We start from the raw sequence: 16675 nt of genomic DNA on the forward strand, positions 1-16675 counted from the left end.
CTTGTGCCGTGTCCACGCTGCGCGATCTCGCCGAAGAGCACACCGACCTCGGCCCACCCGACATCGACCACCTCACCCGGCTGGCCGGCGACTGGCAGCTGCTGTCCGACCTGTCCTTCGCCGACCTGCTGCTCTGGGTCCCGATCCGCTCCGAGGACGGCGGGCCGCGCACGTTCCTCTGCGTGGCGCAGGTCCGGCCGAACACCTCCTCGACGGCGTACCAGGACGACCAGGTCGGCAAGATCGTGGGCGGCGCGGAGGTCGCCCATCTCGGCATCGCGTACGCGCAGGGCCGGATCTGGCGCGAGGGCGACCCGGTCTGGTACGGCGACACCCCGGCCCGGCACGAGGCGATCCCGGTGCGGCTGCGCGGACCTGACGAGAACATCGAGGTGATCGCGGTCATCGGCCGCGACACCAACCTGTCCACCGCGCGTACGCCAAGCCAGCTCGAGCTCAACTACCTGACCACCGCCGACGACCTGGCACAGATGGTCGCCGACGGCACCTTCCCGCCGCCGGCGAACAAGGGCGAGACCACCTCCGCGCCGCGCGTCGGCGACGGCCTGATCCGGCTCGACGCGGGCGGCAAGGTCACCTACGCGAGCCCGAACGCGCAGTCCGCGTACCGCCGGCTCGGCTTCAACGCCCACTTGGTCGGCGAGGAGCTGTCGGCGCTCTCCAGCCGGCTCGCCGCCGACCCGCTCGAGGGCACCGACGCGGCCGAGCGCATCCTCAGCGCCCTGCGCGGCGAGGCACCGGCGCGCAAGGAGGTCGAGGCCCGTGGCGCGACCGTGCTGATCCGGGCGCTTCCGCTGATGCCCGCCGGTGTGCCGATCGGCGCGCTGGTGCTGGCCCGCGACGTCACCGAGGTCCGCCGCCGCGATCGCGCGCTGATGACCAAGGACGCGACGATCCGCGAGATCCACCACCGGGTCAAGAACAACCTCCAGACGGTCGCGGCGCTGCTGCGCCTACAGGCCCGGCGGGTGGACGCACCGGAGGCCCGGGTGGCCCTCGAGGAATCCGTACGCCGGGTCGCGTCGATCGCCCTGGTGCACGAGACGCTGTCGATGTCCAGCGACGAGGCGGTCGACTTCGACGGCATCGTCGACCGGGTCGCCACCGCCGCGACCGAGGTGGCCGCCACCGAGATCTCGGTGAAGATGCGCCGCGAGGGCACGTTCGGCGTGCTGCCGGCCGAGATCGCCACCTCGCTGGTGATGGTCCTCAACGAGCTGCTGATCAACGCGGTCGAGCACGGCTTCCCGGCCCCGGACGAGGACGCGCCGCCCGCCGCGCCGACGCTGACCCCGCCGGCGCCGATCGGCGAGGTCGTGGTCTCCGCGCACCGGTTCCGCAAGCAGCTGCACGTCACGGTCGCCGACAACGGCCGGGGACTGCCCGACGATTTCGCGGCCGACGACAGCGGGCGCCTCGGCCTGCAGATCGTCCGGGCGCTGGCCACCGGGGAGCTGCGCGGCAGCATCGAGCTGCGCAACCGGGCCGGCGGCGGCACCGAGGCGATCCTGGTGGTGCCGCTCGGCAAACGCTGACCGCCGGCTCAGTCCTTGTCGGCGGAGCGGAGCCCCGGTCCCCAGTGGCGGTCGGCGGCGGTCGGCTCGTCCGGCTCGCCGCCCGGCCGCGGCCGCCGCTCGAAGAGGGCAAGCGTGAAGCCGTCCACCCGAGTGCTCATCAGCCGGGTGAACGGCGCGAGCGCGTGCCGCTCGGCGTCGGTGAGCTGATCGGTCTCCCCGGCCCGGCGGCCGGTCTCCAGGTTGTCCGCGCTCAGCACCCAGACCCGGTCCGTGCCGGCCAGGCAGGCGTCCGGCGCCGGGCAGGTCGTCGCCCACAGCGACTCGTTCTCGACCTGGCCGGAGCGCAGCAGCACGTCGCGGGGCAGGTCGTCGCCGAGGTAGTAGCGCAGGGCCGTGTCGGAGAACTGCCAGCCGCCGCGGTGCGCGTAGACGATGGCGTCGCCCGGCCGGGCGTACACCTCGACCATCGCGGCCGCCCGGGGGTAGTCGAAGCCCGAGTGGCGGCGGCGCATCTCGTCCTGGCTCGGGAGCCCGACCAGGCCGACGACCAGGACGACCGTGACCGCGTACGGGGTGCGCAGGCCGGCCAGCGCGCGCCCGGCGACGGCGCAGAGCAGCGGCACGACGAAGTAGAGGTAGCGGCCCACGAAGATCGGCGCGACCAGCTGATCGACCAGGTAGAGGGCGAGGATCGGCGACACCGCGGCGATGAGGACCAGCGTGGCCCGGCGGTCCTCGTCGGCGCGCACGCCCAACGCCGCCAGCGCGCAGACCGCGCCGCCGACGATGCCGGAGATGAACAGATTGCCGGCGATGCCCGCGAGGTCGCCGGGCGTCGCCGCGGCGAGCCAGTCCAGCTGGGTATCGCGCTGCCCGAGGCCCATCACCGTGAACGGCAGCACCCCGGCGGCCGCCACCAGCACCGCCGGCAGCCACCGCGCCAGCAGGCGCGGGCTCAGCACGGTGACGGCCAGGCCGTGCCCGAGGAGCAGCAGCAGGGCGATCTGGTGCGACCACCCGAGCAGCAGGACGCTCACCGCGTACGCGATCCAGGACCACCAGGCCGGCTTGTCCAGGGCGCGCAGGAGCAGCAGGGTCGAGCACGCAGCGAAGAGCCCGGCGAACGCGTAACCGCGGGCCTCCTGTGCGAAGCGCGAGGCGACCGGCATGACGGCGAACAACAGCCCGGCGAGCAGGGCGGCGCGGGGGCCGTGCAGGCGGCGGGCCAGCAGCGCCACCACCGCCGCGGTCGCGGCGACGGCGAGCACGGACGCCGCCCGCAGCGCCGGGACCGAGTCGCCGAACCAGCCGGACCAGACGTGTGCGAGCAGGTAGTAGGGCACCGTCACGCCGTCGATGTGGCGCCCGAGCGCGAAGATCTGCGGCACCGTCCGGGTCGCCGCGCTCCAGGTGGCGAGCTCGTCGCGCCACGCCTCCGGCTGCGCCATCCGGTAGCCGGCCAGCAGCCCGGTCAGGACAGCCGGCGCCAGCCAGCAGAGCACCCGGCCGAGCCGGGGCGCGCGCGGCGCGGTACGCGCTCGCTCGGCCGCCGGCGACGGCGTCGTGGGTGAAAGGGTCCGCACACGTCAAGGGTTTAGCAGGTCCACCCGCAACGCATGTTACGAATGCGGTGTCCGTCGCCACACTCCCGCAATCTGGACCGGGCTGGCCGAGAAGGGCGGGGCGTGAGAGGCTTACCGGCATGACCGCTGCAGTTGACCGCCGCTTCGTGGCCCGCCGCCACGTGGATTACGGCCGTGTCCGCAGCGCGATGTGTCCGGCTTCCTGACGCCGCCCGACCTTCTGTTTCGGGCGCGCAAGACGCGCCGGCCTTCTCCAGACACCGATGTCGCGAGCCTTCCCAGGTGGCCGATCGCGTTCAGCGCGCTCACCACGGCTGAAATATCTGGAGGAACGCCGACATGGCGCTGGACAGCACCCCGGCCACCAAGCCCGCTCCCCGCCCCCGCAAGGCGCGCGGCGAGGGCCAGTGGGCGCTCGGACACCGCGAGCCGCTGAACCCGAACGAGCGGATCAAGAAGGACGACAACCCGCTGAACGTCCGGGCCCGGATCGAGAACATCTACGCACACACCGGGTTCGCCGGCATCGACCCGCAGGACCTGCGCGGGCGTTTCCGCTGGTGGGGCCTCTACACCCAGCGCAAGGCCGGCATCGACGGCGGACGCACGGCGGTGCTCGAGCCGCACGAGCTCGAGGACGAGTACTTCATGCTCCGCGTACGCGTGGACGGGGGTGCGCTGAACCTCGCGCAGCTGCGCACGATCGCGGAGATCTCCACCGAGTTCGGCCGCGGCACCGCGGACATCACCGACCGGCAGAACATCCAGCTGCACTGGATCCGGGTCGAGGACATGCCGGAGATCTGGCGCCGGCTCGAGGCGGTCGGCCTGCAGACCACCGAGGCGTGCGGCGACTGCCCGCGCATCGTGCTGGGCAGCCCGGTCGCCGGCGTCTCGACCGAGGAGGTCATCGACCCTACCTCGGCGATCGACGAGATCATCGAGCGCTTCATCGGCGACCCGCGCTACTCCAACCTGCCGCGCAAGTTCAAGTCGTCGATCTCCTGGCTGGCGGACACGCCCTACGAGATCAACGACATCTCCTTCATCGGCGTGCGGCACCCGGTGCACGGGCCCGGCTTCGACCTCTGGGTCGGCGGCGGCCTCTCCACCAACCCGCGGCTCGCCGAGCGTCTCGGCGTCTGGGTCCCGCTCGACGAGATCCCGGACGTCTGGGAGGGCGTCGTCGGGATCTTCCGCGACTACGGGTACCGGCGGCTGCGCACCCGGGCCCGGCTGAAGTTCCTGCTCGCCGACTGGGGCGTCGCCAAGTTCCGGGAGATCCTGGAGAAGGAATACCTGGGCCGGGCGCTGGTCGACGGCCCGTCGGCCGAGCTGCCGGCGAAGCCGATCGACCACATCGGAGTGCACAAGCAGCTCGACGGCAGGAACTACGTCGGCGCGGCCCCGGTCGTCGGCCGCTCCTCGGGAGCGCAGCTGAGCGGGCTCGCCGACCTCGTGGCGGCGCACGGCTCGGACCGGGTGCGGCTCACCCCGTACCAGAAGCTCCTGGTCCTGGATGTCGCCGACGACCAGGTGGAATCGCTTGTCGAGGGCCTGCGCGGGATCGGGCTTGAGGCCCGGCCGTCGGCCTGGCGCCGCGGCACGATGGCCTGTACCGGCATCGAGTACTGCAAGCTCGCGATCGTCGAGACCAAGGCCCGCGGCGAGGAGCTGGTCGCCCGGCTCGAGGAGCGGCTGCGCGACTTCGACACCGACATCTCGATCCACATCAACGGCTGCCCGAACGCCTGCGCACGCACCCAGGTCGCCGACATCGGCCTCAAGGGCATGTTGGTCCTGAACGCGCACGGCGAGCAGGTCGAGGGCTTCCAGGTGCACCTCGGCGGCGGGCTCGGCATGGCGCAGGGACAGACCGCCGGCTTCGGCCGCAAGCTGCGCGGCCTCAAGGCGACCGCCGAGGAGCTTCCGGGCTATGTGGAGCGTCTCGCGCACAACTACCTCGCGGGCCGCGGCGACGGCGAATCCTTCGCCAACTGGGTCATCCGTGCTGATGAGGAGCTGCTGAAATGAGCGACGCCAGATCGGCCCCGCTGTACTGCCCCTACTGCGGCGAAGAGGACCTGCGACCCAACGAGGCTTCACACGGCGCGTGGGAGTGCCACTCCTGCGCCCGGGTTTTCACGGTCAAGTTCAACGGACTGCTCGCCAAGGGAGTGAACCGATGACTGTCGTGACCGCTGTCGGCCTGGGACTGGTGTCCCTCGGCGCGCCCGCCGCCCCCGCCGACCCGACCCGCCGACCGGCCGCCGAGCTCAAGGAGCTCGCCGACGCCGCCGGCAAGGCGCTCGAGGGCGCACCCGCCGAGGAGATCGCGCGCTGGGCGACCAGCACGTTCGGCGACCGCTTCTGCGTCACCAGCTCGATGGCCGACGCCGTCGTCGCGCACCTGTTCTCCCGCGTCGCGCCCGGCGTGGACGTCGTCTTCCTCGACACCGGCCTGCACTTCCCGGAGACCCTCAAGATCCGCGACACGGTCGCCCGCACGATGAACGTCAACGTCCGCTCGATCCGCCCGCGGATGACGGTCGGCCAGCAGGACGGCGAGTTCGGGCCCCGGCTCTTCGCCCGCAGCCCCGACGAGTGCTGCTTCCTGCGCAAGGTCGAGCCGCTGGAGCGCGCCCTGTCCGACTACGACTCCTGGGCCACCGGCCTGCGCCGCGACGAGTCCCCGACCCGCGCGAACACCCCCGTGGTGGCGTTCGACGCGAAGAAGGGCAAGGTCAAGGTCAACCCCATCGCGGCGTGGACGCAGGCGGACGTCGACCGCTACATCGCGCGGTGGAACGTGCCGGTCAACGAGCTCTTCAAGAAGGGGTACGGGTCGATCGGCTGCTGGCCGTGCACCCGGCGCACGAAGGCCGGCGAGGACCCGCGCGCGGGCCGCTGGGCGATGTTCGAGAAGACCGAATGCGGCCTGCACGTCTAGCCGTCGTCCTGGTCGCGCACGGCAGCAGGGATCCGCGTGCCGCCGCGGCCACGGAGTCGCTGGCGCGGGCGGTCGGGGACGCGTACCCGCTGTGGGACGTCCGGGCGGCCTACCTGGACCACAGCGTGCCGCGGCCGCGGCAGGTCCTGGCCGACTTCGAGGCCCGCGGCCACGGGCGCGCGGTGCTGGTGCCGCTGCTGCTGACGGCGGCCTACCACGGCCGGGTGGACGTGCCGGGCGAGATCGCGGCGGCCCGGGCGGACGGGCTCGGCATGGACGTGGAGACGGCGGACGTTCTGGGTCCGTTCGACGGTCAGGTCTCGCCGCTGCTGCTCGGCGGGCTGGAGCAGCGGCTGGGCGAGGCCGCGCCGGGCGGCCTTGATGCTGTGGTGCTCGCCGCGGCGGGCACCCGGGACTCGGCGGCGCGGGCGACGGTGGTTCGGGCCGCGGCGGCGCTGGGGGAGCGGCTGGGGGTGCCGTGCCGGGTCGCTTACGCGTCGGCGGCGGCGCCGCTTTCGGGTGAGGTTGTGGCGTCGCTGCGTGCGCAGGGTCATCGGCGGGTGGGCCTCGCGTCCTACTTCCTGGCTCCGGGGCTGCTCTACGACAACACGGTGCGGTCGGCGCGTGAGGCCGGGGTCACGGCCGTTGCGGAGCCTTTGACCGACGTGCCGGACCTGGTGCACCTGGTGGCCGGCCGGATTCGGGCCGCAGCGGCCCGCTGTGCCGTCGTCCGATCCGTTGCCGCCCGCTCCGCCTGATCCGGTCCCGCAGCCTGTGACGTAGGTCCTGAGGGGCCGTGCCGGACCTGGTGCGTCTCGTGGCTGGCTGGATGCGGGCCGCCGTGCCTTCGTCCGTGTCGCCTGATCTGGGCCCTGCGGTGGGGCGTGGTCTTGGGGGCGGTGCCGGACGTGGTGCGTCTCGTGGCCGCTGTGCCTTCGTCCGCGTCGCCCGATCCGGGTCCTGGGACGTGGCGTGGTCCTGGGGCCGTGCAGGACCTGGTGCGTCTCGTGGCCGGCTGGATATGGGCCGCTGTGGCTCGCTCTGGCGTCGTCTGCCCCGCTCCGGCCTGATTCGGTCTTGCGCCGTGTGGCGTGGGTCCTGGCTGCCGCGGGGGACCGGGTGCGTCTGATGGCTGAATGCGGGCCGCTGTGGCTCGCTCTGGCGTCGTCTGCCCGCTCCTGGCCTGATCCGATCCTGCGGCGTGTGGCGTGGGTCCTGGTTGCCGTGGGGGACCGGGTGCGTCTGGTGGCCGGCCGGATTCGGCCCGCAGCGCCGTCAGCCGGTCCGCTGCGGCCTGGTCGGCCTGTTCTGGTTCTGCGGTGTGTGACGTGGATCGTGGCGGGCGCGTGGGCGGTGTGAGGCGTGCCGCACCCCGTCTGGCCTGGTCTGCGGTGTGTGACGAGGATCCCGGCGGCGCTCGCCGCGGCACCGGTCCGGTTGTCGGGTGCGTCGCGGCGTCACAGCGCGTCATGCCGCGCCCGATCCGGCTGAGCGCTACCCCGCGCGGGCCGCCGCGATTCCCCGGCGACGCAGAGTGACTGCTCCGGAGACCGCCGTCACGGCGGCGGTGAGCGGGCCCACTAATGGTGTCGTCGATAACGCCGATTTCGAGATCATTTCGCGAAGCCCGTGATCTTATTCATGCCGTGCGTAACCATTGCGCGGGGTAATCGATCGGAAACAGCGCATGATCGGACTCGGACATGAACCCGCCCCCGGACAGCACGACGCCCCAGCGCCGGTGCGGCCTGGGGCGTGAATGCTGTGAGGGATTGTTCAGGCGGTGGGTGCACTGACGCGAAGGCCACCCCGGCGCTTCACGGCACGCCGTTCGTCCTCGCTCATACCGCCCCAGACGCCGGCGTCCTGACCGGACTCGAGCGCCCAGGAGAGGCACGACTCGGTCACGGTGCATCGCCGGCACACGGCCTTGGCCTGCTCGACCTGCAGGAGCGCGGGGCCTGACGTCCCGATCGGGAAGAACAGCTCCGGGTCCTCGTCGCGGCAGATCGCATGGTGACGCCAGTCCATGGCGGCAACACTCCTTGTTTCGGATTGGGTAGAGAAAATGGTGCTACTTACTTTTATCTGCGTCCGCACAGGACCGACGGAGAGCGTCCGCCTGACTACCGGTGCGTGAGCAAGCTTTGTTCGTGAAGCCGTTCCGCGCCTTCTGGATTAGGAACGTGCGCGAGCGGCATCGGGTTACTTCTTATCGCTTGTGAATGCTTTCACGAACTCCCGCGATGTCAAGGGTAGCGCTCGGAAATTCTCCGAGCGCGTGAGCTAACTCACGACCCCTTTGTCCGGTTCTGGGGCATGTCCCAGGACCCGCGGACGAACGCTCCCATCAATGTAGTACGGTACGCCGCCCCTTGCCGACCTTTTGCCCGTCTTTCTGTAACGGATCGTGAGGACGCCCCGGGGGAGGCCTGCCAGATCCCTCAGCAGATCACACGCAGGGCTTCGGGGACGGACAGGAAGTGCACCTTCTGGCGCTCGCCCAGGTAGTCACCGTCCAACTGGAACGACTGGGGGCGGCTGGCGATCACGGTGAACTCGGACTGGTCGTGGAGTCGCAGCACGTGCTTGCCGTGTGGCTCGGAGTTGCGGGACGCCATCTGAGTCACTGTCCGTGCAGTACTGGTGATGTGCAGGTTACGGACGGCGAGCAGGTCGAGCCCCCGATCGAACGAGGCGTCGGGGTTGGGGTTGATCGCACGGTCGCCGACGTATGTCCACGGTGCGGTGTTCTGGACGATGACCGTCCCCAGCCCGGTCTCCGGCTCCTCGCCGGGACGCTCGATCGCGAGCGGCGGCGACCGGCGGTCCTCGCCGGAGAAGATCAGCCCGACCATCGAGCGGACGTAGAGCGACGGGGTCGACTTACGCCCGCGGAGCCGTGCCTGCTCCACCCGGCGGGTCACCGCGGCATCCAGGCCGACCCCGGCGGTGAAGGTGAAGTACCGGTCGTCGGCCCGGCCGAGCCCGATGACCCGGTGCCGGCCGGAGCGCAACCCGTCGAGGATCACCGAGGTGCCCTCGACCCAGTCACGGGGCAGGCCGAGCGCGCGGGCGAAGACGTTCGTCGAGCCGCCCGGCACCACCGCGAGCGCCGGCAGCCGGAACGCCGGGGACGTGCCGCGGGCGGAGAGGCCGGAGTCCGCGGTCATCAGCCCGTTCACGGCCTCGTTGACCGTGCCGTCGCCGCCGAGCGTCACCACCAGGTCCACGCCGCTCTCCGCGGCGGACCTGGCCAGCGTCGCCGCATGGCCGCGCTTGCGGGTGTACTCGACCGTCAGGTCGACCTCGCTGCGCAGGGCCCGCACCAGCACGTCGCGGCTGCGCTCATTCGTCGTGGTGGCTTTGGGATTTACCACCAGTAACGCTCGCATGGGCGGCACTGTACCTCTCGGAGCGGGCCCGAACTGGCCGGTATCGTACAGCGGTGACTCCCCGCCAACTGGATTCTCCGGCGACGCTGCTCTGGGCGGTACGCCTGCTTTTCGCGGAGGCCGTCGCGCTCGCGCTGCTCACCGCGTACCTTCTGGTGCTGGACTTCACGGCCGACTCCACCAGCGTCGCCGTCGCGGTGGCGCTGACCGGATTCACCGCAATCGGCGCGGTCGCCGTGTTCCTCGTCGCCCGGGCCCTCGCGCGCCGCTCGTCGCACGCCCGCGGTCCCGCGATCGTCGTGCAGCTCTTCGCCATCGCCGCCGGCGGCTTCCTGCTGCAAACCGGCACCGCGTGGATCGGCGCACCGATGATGGCTCTCGGCGTGGCGGTCGGGCTGCTCTGCGTCCTCCCGCCGACCACCCGCGCTCTCGGACTCGACTGAACGCCACTACCCGCTCGCGTTTCAAGGCCTACTCTGAGTGGGCGGATCACGAGGGGGGTGAGGGTAGTGGCGGGATCGACGGTGCGTCCACCGGCGTATCAGCTTCTCGCGGACGAGCTCCGCGAGGAGATCACGTCGGGGCGGTTGCAGCCGGGCGAGCGCCTGCCGCCCGAGCCCGAGCTCTGCGTGCGCTCCGGCGTGAGCCGCAGCACGGTACGCGAGGCGTTACGCCTGCTCGCCAGCCAGCACCTCATCGTCACGACCCGAGGGGTCACGGGCGGTAGCTTCGTCGCGCACCCCGACGCCGATCAACTGTCCGAGGCGCTCTCCACCGGGCTGACGCTGCTGAGCAACTCCGCCGAGGTCGGCCTGGCCGACCTGCTCGAGCTGCGCAGGGCGCTGGAGATCCCGGCAGCCGGGCTGGCGGCGATGCGCCGCACGGACGCGAACCTGGCCGAGCTGCGCGGGGCGATGTTCGATCCCGACCTGGACGAGCTCACCACGATGCTGTCCGCGCACGCCGCGTTCCACTCCGCGGTGGCGTCGGCGACCGGCAACCCGCTCTTCGAGCTGGTCACCCGCCCGCTCTACCACGTCACGTACGGCGAGGAGGTCGTCGAGAGCCTGCCCGACGGCTACTGGGCCCGGGTCGACGCCGACCACCGCGAGCTGCTGAACTGCGTGAAGGGCCGCGACTCGGAGGCCGCGATGGACGTGGGCCGCCGCCACCTCGACTTCATCGCGATGGCCAACGCCCGCTGAGCCGGGCTCGGTGGGTCAGAGCTCGGTGCGGCGGGTGAGCAGCCTGATGGTCGCGTGCCGGCCGGTCGCCTCCGCGGAGGCCGACGTCGTCAACGCGGTAAGCACCTTCCAGGCGAACGAGGACTCCGACGGCAGCCGCGCACCGCGCACCGTCGACACCGTGACCTCGACGGTAAGTGCGTCGTCGGTGACCGCGAAGCGGCACTCGAGCTCCGCGCCGCGGGTGGCGATGGCCAGCAGCATCGCGCAGGCCTCGTCGACCGCGATCCGCAGGTCCTCGATCTCGTCGAGCGCGAAGTGCAGGCGCGCGGCGAGGCCGGCCGTCGCCGTGCGGAGCACACCGAGGTATCCGCCGTCGGCGGGCACAGTCAGCAGCACGACGTCGTCACCGAACGCCGGCTCCGGATGCGTTGTCTGCAGCTGAGTCACCGACCCCATCCTCCCGATGGACGGAACTCTAGCCCCTGACGGGTGCGGAGCGCTCGCCGAGTCGCTGGAGGGCCGGGCCGGTCAGCCGGTACGACAGCCAGCCGTCGACCACCTTCGCCCCGATCGCGGCGTAGAACTCAGCGGCCGGGTTCCAGTCCAGCATCACCCAGTCGAGGCGCCGGTAGCCACGCGCCACGCACTCCGCGGCGAGCGCGGCCAGCAGGGCGCCACCCGCGCCGGTGCCCCGCGCCTGCGGGCGGACGTAGAGGTCCTCCAGGTAGATACCGTGGGTTCCCTCCCAGGTCGAGAAGCTGAGGTGCCACAGCGCCATGCCCTGCGGTACGTCGTCAGCGTCGACCGCGACGTGCCCGAAGAGGGCCGGCTGCGGGCCGAACAGGGCGGCCGTCAGCTGTTGCTCGGTGAGGTGACAGGAGTCGGCGGCGCGTTCGAACTCGGCGAGTTCGTGCACCATCGCGACAACGGCCGGCACATCGTCACGACGTACCGGCCGTACCGTTGCGGAGCTCACGCCTGCTTGGTCTCCCAGAAGATCTTGGAGATCTCCTCGATCTTGCCAAGCAGCTGCTCGGCGACCGCCGGGTCCATCGAGCCCTTGGCGCCACCGGCGCCGGCGAGCTTGGTGGCCTCGTTGAAGAGCTGGTTCAGGTTCGGGTACTTCTCGAAGTGCGGCGCCTTGAAGTAGTCGGTCCAGAGCACCCACAGGTGGTGCTTGACCAGTTCGGCGCGCTGCTCCTTGATCAGGATGGCGCGGGTGCGGAACTCGGGGTCGGTGTTCGCCTGGTACTTCTCGGCGATGGCCTTCACCGACTCAGCCTCGATGCGTGCCTGCGCCGGGTCGTACACCCCACAGGGCAGGTCGCAGTGCGCGCTGACCATGGTGCGCGGCGTGAAAATACGCGGAAGTCGCATCAGGACCCCTTCATACGTTTGCGATGATCCGATGCTGACATTACCCCTTTCCGATCTGGCCACACTCGACGCGGGAGTTATGCCATGAGTTGGCAGTTGCCATTCTTCGCAGCACAGGTGCGTGGGCCCTCCATGTCGCCGACCCTGCGGGCCGGCGACGCCCTCCTGGTGCGGCGCTCTGCCCGGGCACGTCCGGGTGACGTCGTCGTCGCCCGATTTCGGGCCCGGCCGGACCTGCTGGTCGTGAAGCGCGCGCTGCGTGAGCAGGACGGCGGATGGTGGGTACGCGGTGACAACGAGTTCGTGACCGACGACTCGCGGGCGTACGGGGTGGCGGATGTCATTGGTCTGGTGGTGTTTCGCTACTGGCCTCGCCCCGGTCCGCTAAGTTAACCTCCAGTAACCGCAGCACACCGAAGTCTTGCGGTTGCTATATCCCGGGCGACCCCCGCATCGCACGTCGGTCCGCGCAGACTCGCGCTTTTAGACCGGCTGGCACACCGACGTTTCGATGCGTTGTTTGGAGCCCTCGTGTCTTTCTTCAGTTTTGAGCTCGACCCTGCCCTGGCCGCGGATCCGGTCTTCGACCTGCACAAGCAGGGAAAGATGGAGATCTCGTGCACGGTCCCGCTGTCCAGCCGCGACGACCTGTCGCTGGCGTACACCCCGGGCGTCGCCCGGGTCTGCGAGGCGATCGCCGAATCTCCCGAACTCGCCGCCGACTACACCTGGACCGGTAACACCGTCGCCGTGGTTACGGACGGTTCGGCCGTCCTGGGCCTCGGCAACATCGGCCCCAAGGCGGCGATGCCGGTCATGGAGGGCAAGGCCGTGCTGTTCAAGCAGTTCGGCGACGTCAACGCCGTGCCCATCTGCCTCGACACCCAGGACGTCGAGGGCATCATCGCCGTGGTCAAGGCGCTCGGCCCGTCCTTCGGTGGCATCAACCTCGAGGACATCAGCGCGCCGCGCTGCTTCGAGATCGAGCGCCGCCTCGACGAGGCGCTGGACATCCCGGTCTTCCACGACGACCAGCACGGCACCGCGATCGTCGTGCTCGCCGCGCTGCGCAACGCGGCCACCCTGCTGAACCGGCGCTTCGCCGACCTGCGGGTGGTCATCAGCGGGGCTGGCGCGGCCGGGGTCGCGATCACGAACACGCTGATCACGGCCGGCATCCAGGGCGCGAACGTCATCGTCTGCGACTCGCAGGGCATCATCCACGCCGAGCGTCCCGGCCTGTCCGGCACGAAGATCACGCTGGCGCGGTCGACCAACTACTCCGGGCGTACCGGTGGAATCAAGGAGGCGCTGATCGGCGCCGACGTCCTGATCGGGGTCTCCGGCGGGCAGATCGAGGAGAGCGCGCTGACCGGGATGGCTCCGGGCGGCATCATCTTCGCGCTGGCCAACCCGACGCCGGAGGTTCCGCCGGCGCTGGCGCACAAGTACGCGGCGATCGTCGCGACCGGGCGCAGCGACTTCCCCAACCAGATCAACAACGTGCTGGCGTTCCCGGGCATCTTCCGGGGTGCGCTGGACGCCCGCGCCACCCGGATCACCGAGGGGATGAAGGTCGCGGCGGCCGAGGCCATCGCCGGCGTCGTCGCGGACGAGCTGCGCGCCGACGCGATCGTCCCGTCGGCGCTCGACCCGCGGGTCGCACCCGCCGTCGCGGCGGCGGTCGCACGCGCCGCCGAGCGCGACGGCGTCGCCCGGCTGGCCACCGCACCGCCCCCGCCGGCACCCTCCGCCGGGCCGTCCGTTGCCTCGACGCTGATCTCACCTCCCGAGGCCGTGACCTCCTCGCTGTAGCAGTCCCGCAACCCGGCGGGCCGAGGTGCTCGATGTGCCTCGGCCCGCCGGGTCCGGCGGTTTCGCCTTAAGCTGCCGGTATGCGAGCCGCTTATGCCACTGCGACGAAGCCCGACGAGCCACTTGCCGCGTTGACGGTCGGTGACCTGCCCGAACCGTCCCCGCCCGAGGGCTGGACGACGGTCGACGTGCGCGCAAGCTCGCTCAACCACCACGACATCTGGTCGCTGCGCGGGGTCGGGCTGCCCGCCGACCGGCTGCCGATGATCCTCGGCTGCGACGCGTCCGGAGTGGACGCCGACGGCAACGAGGTCGTCGTCTACCCGGTCATCGACGACCCGCAGGACCCGCGCCGCTTCTCACTGCTCTCCGAGCGCTGGCCCGGGACGCTGGCCGAGCGGGTGGCGGTGCCGACGGGAAACCTCGTGCCCAAGCCCGCGGGCATCTCGTTCCTCGAGGCCGCGTGCCTGCCGACGGCATGGCTGACCGCCTACCACATGCTGATGAGCCGCGGCCGCGTCGCGGACGCCGAGTCGGTGCTGGTACAGGGCGCCGGCGGCGGCGTATCGACCGCGGCGGTCGTGCTCGCCGTCGCGCTCGGCAAGCGCGTGTACGCGACCAGCCGCGACGCCGACAAGCGCGCGAAGGTCGCCGAGCTCGGCGCCGTGGCGATCGAACCCGGCGGCCGCCTCCCGGAGCGGGTGGGCGTGGTGATCGAGTCGGTGGGCGCCCCGACGTTCGAGCACTCGCTGAAGTGTTCGGCGCCGGGCGCCCGGATCGTGGTCTGCGGCGCGACCGGCGGCCCGTTCCCGAAGGTCGACCTGCGCCGTGTCTTCATGATGCAGCTCGAGATCCTCGGCAGCACGATGGGCACGGCGGCGGAACTGGCCGCACTGCTCGACCTCTGCGTGGACCGCGACATCCGCCCGGTGATCGACTCCACGTACGGCTTCTCGGCGGTCGCCGACGCGTTCGCCCGCCTGAACTCAGGCGAAGCCTTCGGCAAGGTCGCCATCGACCACCTCCACTAGCGCCGGACTGCGGCCGGGGCTCCGGTGAGGTCTGGACGCGCGCGCCCGGATCGCCCGAGCGCCGGCGCCGTTCTGTGTAATCCCGCGCGCGACGGCCCGAAACCGGCGCTGGGCGGCGTCAGGCTGATCATGACGGCCTGACTTCCCGCCTTGCGGTGCGGGAGCCGGTCTATGGTCGTCCGCTTGCCTGGGCGGATTGTGACGGCCTCGACCTAAAGGTCGCTCTCGACGTTTTTGCGGCCTTCGAGCCGTCGCTTGGCGGCGGCGTCGCCGTAGAGGCTCCAGCGCCAGAAGTCGGTGGTGGCGGTGGCGACGACGTTGAAGTCCTTGCCGTCGGTGGTGACGTGGCCGCCGTTCGGGACGGTCAGCATCGCCTTGGGCCACGGCACGGCCTCGAAGGCGGCGAGGCCGTCGGCGTACCGGATGGTCCGGTCGAGCTTGCCGTGCACGAAGAAGACGGAGGCGGGCGGCCCGGAGAACGGGATCGGCAGGACCTGGCGGCCGGCCAGGACGACGGCGGCGTCGAGACGGTCGTCGCGGTCGTCGCGGGTGCCGGAGAGCATGCCGATCGTGGTGATGCCGCCGGCGGAGTGCCCGGCCGCCGCGACGTGCGCCTCGTCGAGGCGGCCCCGCAGCGGGTCGCCGGCCCGGGTGTCGAGGGCGAGCACCTCGGTGAGCACGTGCGAGGCGTCGGCGGGCTGGTTGACCACGTCGATCACGTTAAATTCGGGGACTCCCGCGGAGGTGTGCGGGTAGGCCGGGCCGGCGACGACGAAGCCCGCGCCGGCCCAGCGGGAAAGCAGCCGCTCGTAGTCGCCCGGCCGGGCGGTGAGCCCGTGGCTGAACACGATCACCGGGTACGGGCCTTTGCCGGTGGCCGGGTACCAGACGGTGGTCGGCAGCGGGCGGTCCGCGCCGCGGCTGAGCCGCAGCTTCCTGACCTTGACCGGGAGGGTTCCGCTCGGCGCCTTCCCGGCGAGTGCGGCCGTTGCCGACGGGGCCGGTGCGCCGGCTGCCGGTGCCTTCGCGGCCGCGGATGCGGAGGCGGCCGGTGCGGTGCCCGGCGGCGGAACCGACTCGGCCGAGCAGGAGGTCAGCGCCGCCACTGCGATCAACAGCGCGACTGTCCGGCATTTCATGCGCCCATTGTGCCCGGGTTTGCATCCCGGCCCGGTGTGATCTTGCGCGCGACCATCGCGGCCCGGAGCAGGGCGATGTCCCGTCGGTCCTTCTCGCGGCGGGCGAGGCCGGGAACCCAGACCGGCATCATCTCCTTGATCTCGATCTGCGCCCGCGGGCTGACGATCGGGCAGCTCACGGCCCCGATCCGGCCGGGCGCCCCGGCAAGCAGGTCCGCCGGCCACCGGGTACCCGCGTAGGGCCCGGCGGGCACCGTCGGGCAGCGGTCGGCGTCCTCGCCGAGCAGCGTGACCTGTACGTCCAGCCCGGCCGGGCTTTCCAGATCATGCTGGAGTCCCGCCGGGGCGCGGCCCGGTACGTCGCGGTAGCCGAGCCCGCGCAGCGCGCCGACGATGCGGTCCGCGTCCGTGTCCCGGCAGAAGAAGTCGATGTCCAGGTGCGGCCGGGTCACCTCACCGAGGTAGAAGTCCATCGCCCAGCCGCCCCGCAACCACAGCCCGGCGCCGGAGGCCCGGACGATCTCGGAGATCGCGCGCAGTTGCAGATCCGGGTCCATCCGGCCAGCGTAGGCAGCCGGGACACTCCCACGGACGGGTGAAATCTCCGGACGAAGAGCGAACGCCCTGCTAAAGGGCAGGACGCCCTGTCGCGGGCCCACC

18 protein-coding genes are annotated in these 16675 nt (G+C 71.5%); 10 read left to right on the forward strand and 8 right to left on the reverse strand.

Annotated elements, in window-relative coordinates; genetic code table 11:
* Positions 1–8 precede the first annotated feature (8 nt).
* Positions 9–1556: a sensor histidine kinase gene (locus BJ971_RS03035; RefSeq protein WP_184989582.1), complete on the forward strand. Its 1548-nt coding sequence runs from the start codon at positions 9–11 to the stop codon at positions 1554–1556.
* Positions 1557–1564: 8 nt separating this feature from the next.
* Here the strand turns inward: BJ971_RS03035 and BJ971_RS03040 are convergent, their stop codons facing one another.
* Positions 1565–3121, reverse strand: coding sequence for a glycosyltransferase family 39 protein (locus BJ971_RS03040; RefSeq protein ID WP_239087605.1), 1557 nt, complete (start codon positions 3119–3121; stop codon positions 1565–1567).
* A 339-nt stretch (positions 3122–3460) separates the two neighbouring features.
* Between BJ971_RS03040 and BJ971_RS03045 the strand changes: the two genes are divergently transcribed.
* Genes BJ971_RS03045 through BJ971_RS03060 form a run of 4 tightly spaced genes read left to right on the forward strand, consistent with a single transcriptional unit; the run spans position 3461 to position 6829 of the window.
* Positions 3461–5155: a nitrite/sulfite reductase gene (locus tag BJ971_RS03045; protein ID WP_184989585.1), complete on the forward strand. Its 1695-nt coding sequence runs from the start codon at positions 3461–3463 to the stop codon at positions 5153–5155.
* On the forward strand, positions 5152–5310 hold the full coding sequence (locus BJ971_RS03050; RefSeq protein WP_023562204.1) for a hypothetical protein: 159 nt from the start codon (positions 5152–5154) through the stop codon (positions 5308–5310). The genes BJ971_RS03045 and BJ971_RS03050 overlap by 4 nt, the downstream gene beginning before the upstream one ends.
* The gene (locus BJ971_RS03055) at positions 5307–6071 is read left to right on the forward strand and encodes a phosphoadenylyl-sulfate reductase (protein WP_184989587.1); all 765 of its coding nucleotides are present in this window, start codon (positions 5307–5309) and stop codon (positions 6069–6071) included. The genes BJ971_RS03050 and BJ971_RS03055 overlap by 4 nt, the downstream gene beginning before the upstream one ends.
* A complete protein-coding gene (locus tag BJ971_RS03060; protein ID WP_184989589.1) occupies positions 6053–6829 on the forward strand; it encodes a sirohydrochlorin chelatase in 777 nt (258 codons plus the stop codon). Before BJ971_RS03055 ends, BJ971_RS03060 begins: the two co-directional genes overlap by 19 nt.
* 1018 nt (positions 6830–7847) lie before the next feature.
* Here BJ971_RS03060 and BJ971_RS03065 read toward each other — a convergent pair.
* Together BJ971_RS03065 and BJ971_RS03070 are read right to left on the reverse strand one after the other, a co-directional pair.
* Entirely contained in the window at positions 7848–8102 is a 255-nt protein-coding gene (locus tag BJ971_RS03065; RefSeq protein ID WP_023562201.1) for a WhiB family transcriptional regulator, read from the reverse strand.
* A 413-nt stretch (positions 8103–8515) separates the two neighbouring features.
* The gene (locus BJ971_RS03070) at positions 8516–9466 is read right to left on the reverse strand and encodes a diacylglycerol/lipid kinase family protein (protein ID WP_184989591.1); all 951 of its coding nucleotides are present in this window, start codon (positions 9464–9466) and stop codon (positions 8516–8518) included.
* Between the two features lie 53 nt (positions 9467–9519).
* Here BJ971_RS03070 and BJ971_RS03075 point away from each other — a divergent pair, with 53 nt between their 5' ends.
* Together BJ971_RS03075 and BJ971_RS03080 are read left to right on the forward strand one after the other, a co-directional pair.
* The gene (locus tag BJ971_RS03075) at positions 9520–9909 is read left to right on the forward strand and encodes a hypothetical protein (protein ID WP_184989593.1); all 390 of its coding nucleotides are present in this window, start codon (positions 9520–9522) and stop codon (positions 9907–9909) included.
* An 81-nt stretch (positions 9910–9990) separates the two neighbouring features.
* Positions 9991–10671 (forward strand): FadR/GntR family transcriptional regulator, encoded by a 681-nt coding sequence (locus BJ971_RS03080; protein ID WP_239087606.1) that lies wholly within the window; start codon positions 9991–9993, stop codon positions 10669–10671.
* Between the two features lie 15 nt (positions 10672–10686).
* On the opposite strand, the gene BJ971_RS03085 is transcribed toward BJ971_RS03080, so the two are convergent.
* The 3 genes from BJ971_RS03085 to sodN are packed head-to-tail and all read right to left on the reverse strand — an operon-like array spanning position 10687 to position 12030.
* A complete protein-coding gene (locus tag BJ971_RS03085; RefSeq protein ID WP_377885261.1) occupies positions 10687–11100 on the reverse strand; it encodes an ATP-binding protein in 414 nt (137 codons plus the stop codon).
* 28 nt (positions 11101–11128) lie between these two features.
* Positions 11129–11572: a GNAT family N-acetyltransferase gene (locus tag BJ971_RS03090; RefSeq protein WP_184998611.1), complete on the reverse strand. Its 444-nt coding sequence runs from the start codon at positions 11570–11572 to the stop codon at positions 11129–11131.
* Positions 11573–11625: 53 nt separating this feature from the next.
* Complete coding sequence (gene sodN / locus BJ971_RS03095) at positions 11626–12030, reverse strand: superoxide dismutase, Ni (RefSeq protein WP_184989599.1); 405 nt, start codon at positions 12028–12030, stop codon at positions 11626–11628.
* A gap of 84 nt (positions 12031–12114) precedes the next feature.
* On the opposite strand from sodN, the gene BJ971_RS03100 reads away from it, so the two are divergent.
* From BJ971_RS03100 to BJ971_RS03110, 3 genes are all read left to right on the forward strand, one after another.
* Complete coding sequence (locus tag BJ971_RS03100; RefSeq protein WP_184989601.1) at positions 12115–12423, forward strand: S24 family peptidase; 309 nt, start codon at positions 12115–12117, stop codon at positions 12421–12423.
* Positions 12424–12561: 138 nt separating this feature from the next.
* A complete protein-coding gene (locus BJ971_RS03105) occupies positions 12562–13845 on the forward strand; it encodes an NAD(P)-dependent malic enzyme (protein WP_377885262.1) in 1284 nt (427 codons plus the stop codon).
* An 80-nt stretch (positions 13846–13925) separates the two neighbouring features.
* Positions 13926–14876, forward strand: a complete 951-nt coding sequence (locus tag BJ971_RS03110; protein ID WP_184989603.1) for a zinc-binding dehydrogenase — start codon at positions 13926–13928, stop codon at positions 14874–14876.
* Positions 14877–15088: 212 nt separating this feature from the next.
* Here BJ971_RS03110 and BJ971_RS03115 read toward each other — a convergent pair whose 3' ends face one another.
* The gene (locus BJ971_RS03115) at positions 15089–16015 is read right to left on the reverse strand and encodes an alpha/beta hydrolase family protein (RefSeq protein ID WP_184989605.1); all 927 of its coding nucleotides are present in this window, start codon (positions 16013–16015) and stop codon (positions 15089–15091) included.
* Positions 16012–16572, reverse strand: a complete 561-nt coding sequence (locus BJ971_RS03120; RefSeq protein WP_184989607.1) for a nucleotidyltransferase domain-containing protein — start codon at positions 16570–16572, stop codon at positions 16012–16014. The genes BJ971_RS03115 and BJ971_RS03120 overlap by 4 nt, the downstream gene beginning before the upstream one ends.
* Between the last annotated feature and the right edge of the window lie 103 nt (positions 16573–16675).

Origin of the sequence: Amorphoplanes digitatis (assembly GCF_014205335.1) — a bacterium.
Lineage (GTDB): Bacteria > Actinomycetota > Actinomycetes > Mycobacteriales > Micromonosporaceae > Actinoplanes > Actinoplanes digitatus.

Bases quoted from the DNA above. Each gene is read 5' to 3' on its own strand.
- BJ971_RS03115 (WP_184989605.1), bottom strand. From the start codon at position 16,015: ATGAAATGCCGGACAGTCGCGCTGTTGATCGCAGTGGCGGCGCTGACC.
- BJ971_RS03070 (WP_184989591.1), bottom strand. From the start codon at position 9,466: ATGCGAGCGTTACTGGTGGTAAATCCCAAAGCCACCACGACGAATGAG.
- sodN (WP_184989599.1), bottom strand. From the start codon at position 12,030: ATGCGACTTCCGCGTATTTTCACGCCGCGCACCATGGTCAGCGCGCAC.
- BJ971_RS03050 (WP_023562204.1), top strand. From the start codon at position 5,152: ATGAGCGACGCCAGATCGGCCCCGCTGTACTGCCCCTACTGCGGCGAA.
- BJ971_RS03090 (WP_184998611.1), bottom strand. From the start codon at position 11,572: ATGGTGCACGAACTCGCCGAGTTCGAACGCGCCGCCGACTCCTGTCAC.
- BJ971_RS03055 (WP_184989587.1), top strand. From the start codon at position 5,307: ATGACTGTCGTGACCGCTGTCGGCCTGGGACTGGTGTCCCTCGGCGCG.
- BJ971_RS03065 (WP_023562201.1), bottom strand. From the start codon at position 8,102: ATGGACTGGCGTCACCATGCGATCTGCCGCGACGAGGACCCGGAGCTG.
- BJ971_RS03060 (WP_184989589.1), top strand. From the start codon at position 6,053: ATGCGGCCTGCACGTCTAGCCGTCGTCCTGGTCGCGCACGGCAGCAGG.
- BJ971_RS03120 (WP_184989607.1), bottom strand. From the start codon at position 16,572: ATGGACCCGGATCTGCAACTGCGCGCGATCTCCGAGATCGTCCGGGCC.
- BJ971_RS03100 (WP_184989601.1), top strand. From the start codon at position 12,115: ATGAGTTGGCAGTTGCCATTCTTCGCAGCACAGGTGCGTGGGCCCTCC.
- BJ971_RS03045 (WP_184989585.1), top strand. From the start codon at position 3,461: ATGGCGCTGGACAGCACCCCGGCCACCAAGCCCGCTCCCCGCCCCCGC.
- BJ971_RS03110 (WP_184989603.1), top strand. From the start codon at position 13,926: ATGCGAGCCGCTTATGCCACTGCGACGAAGCCCGACGAGCCACTTGCC.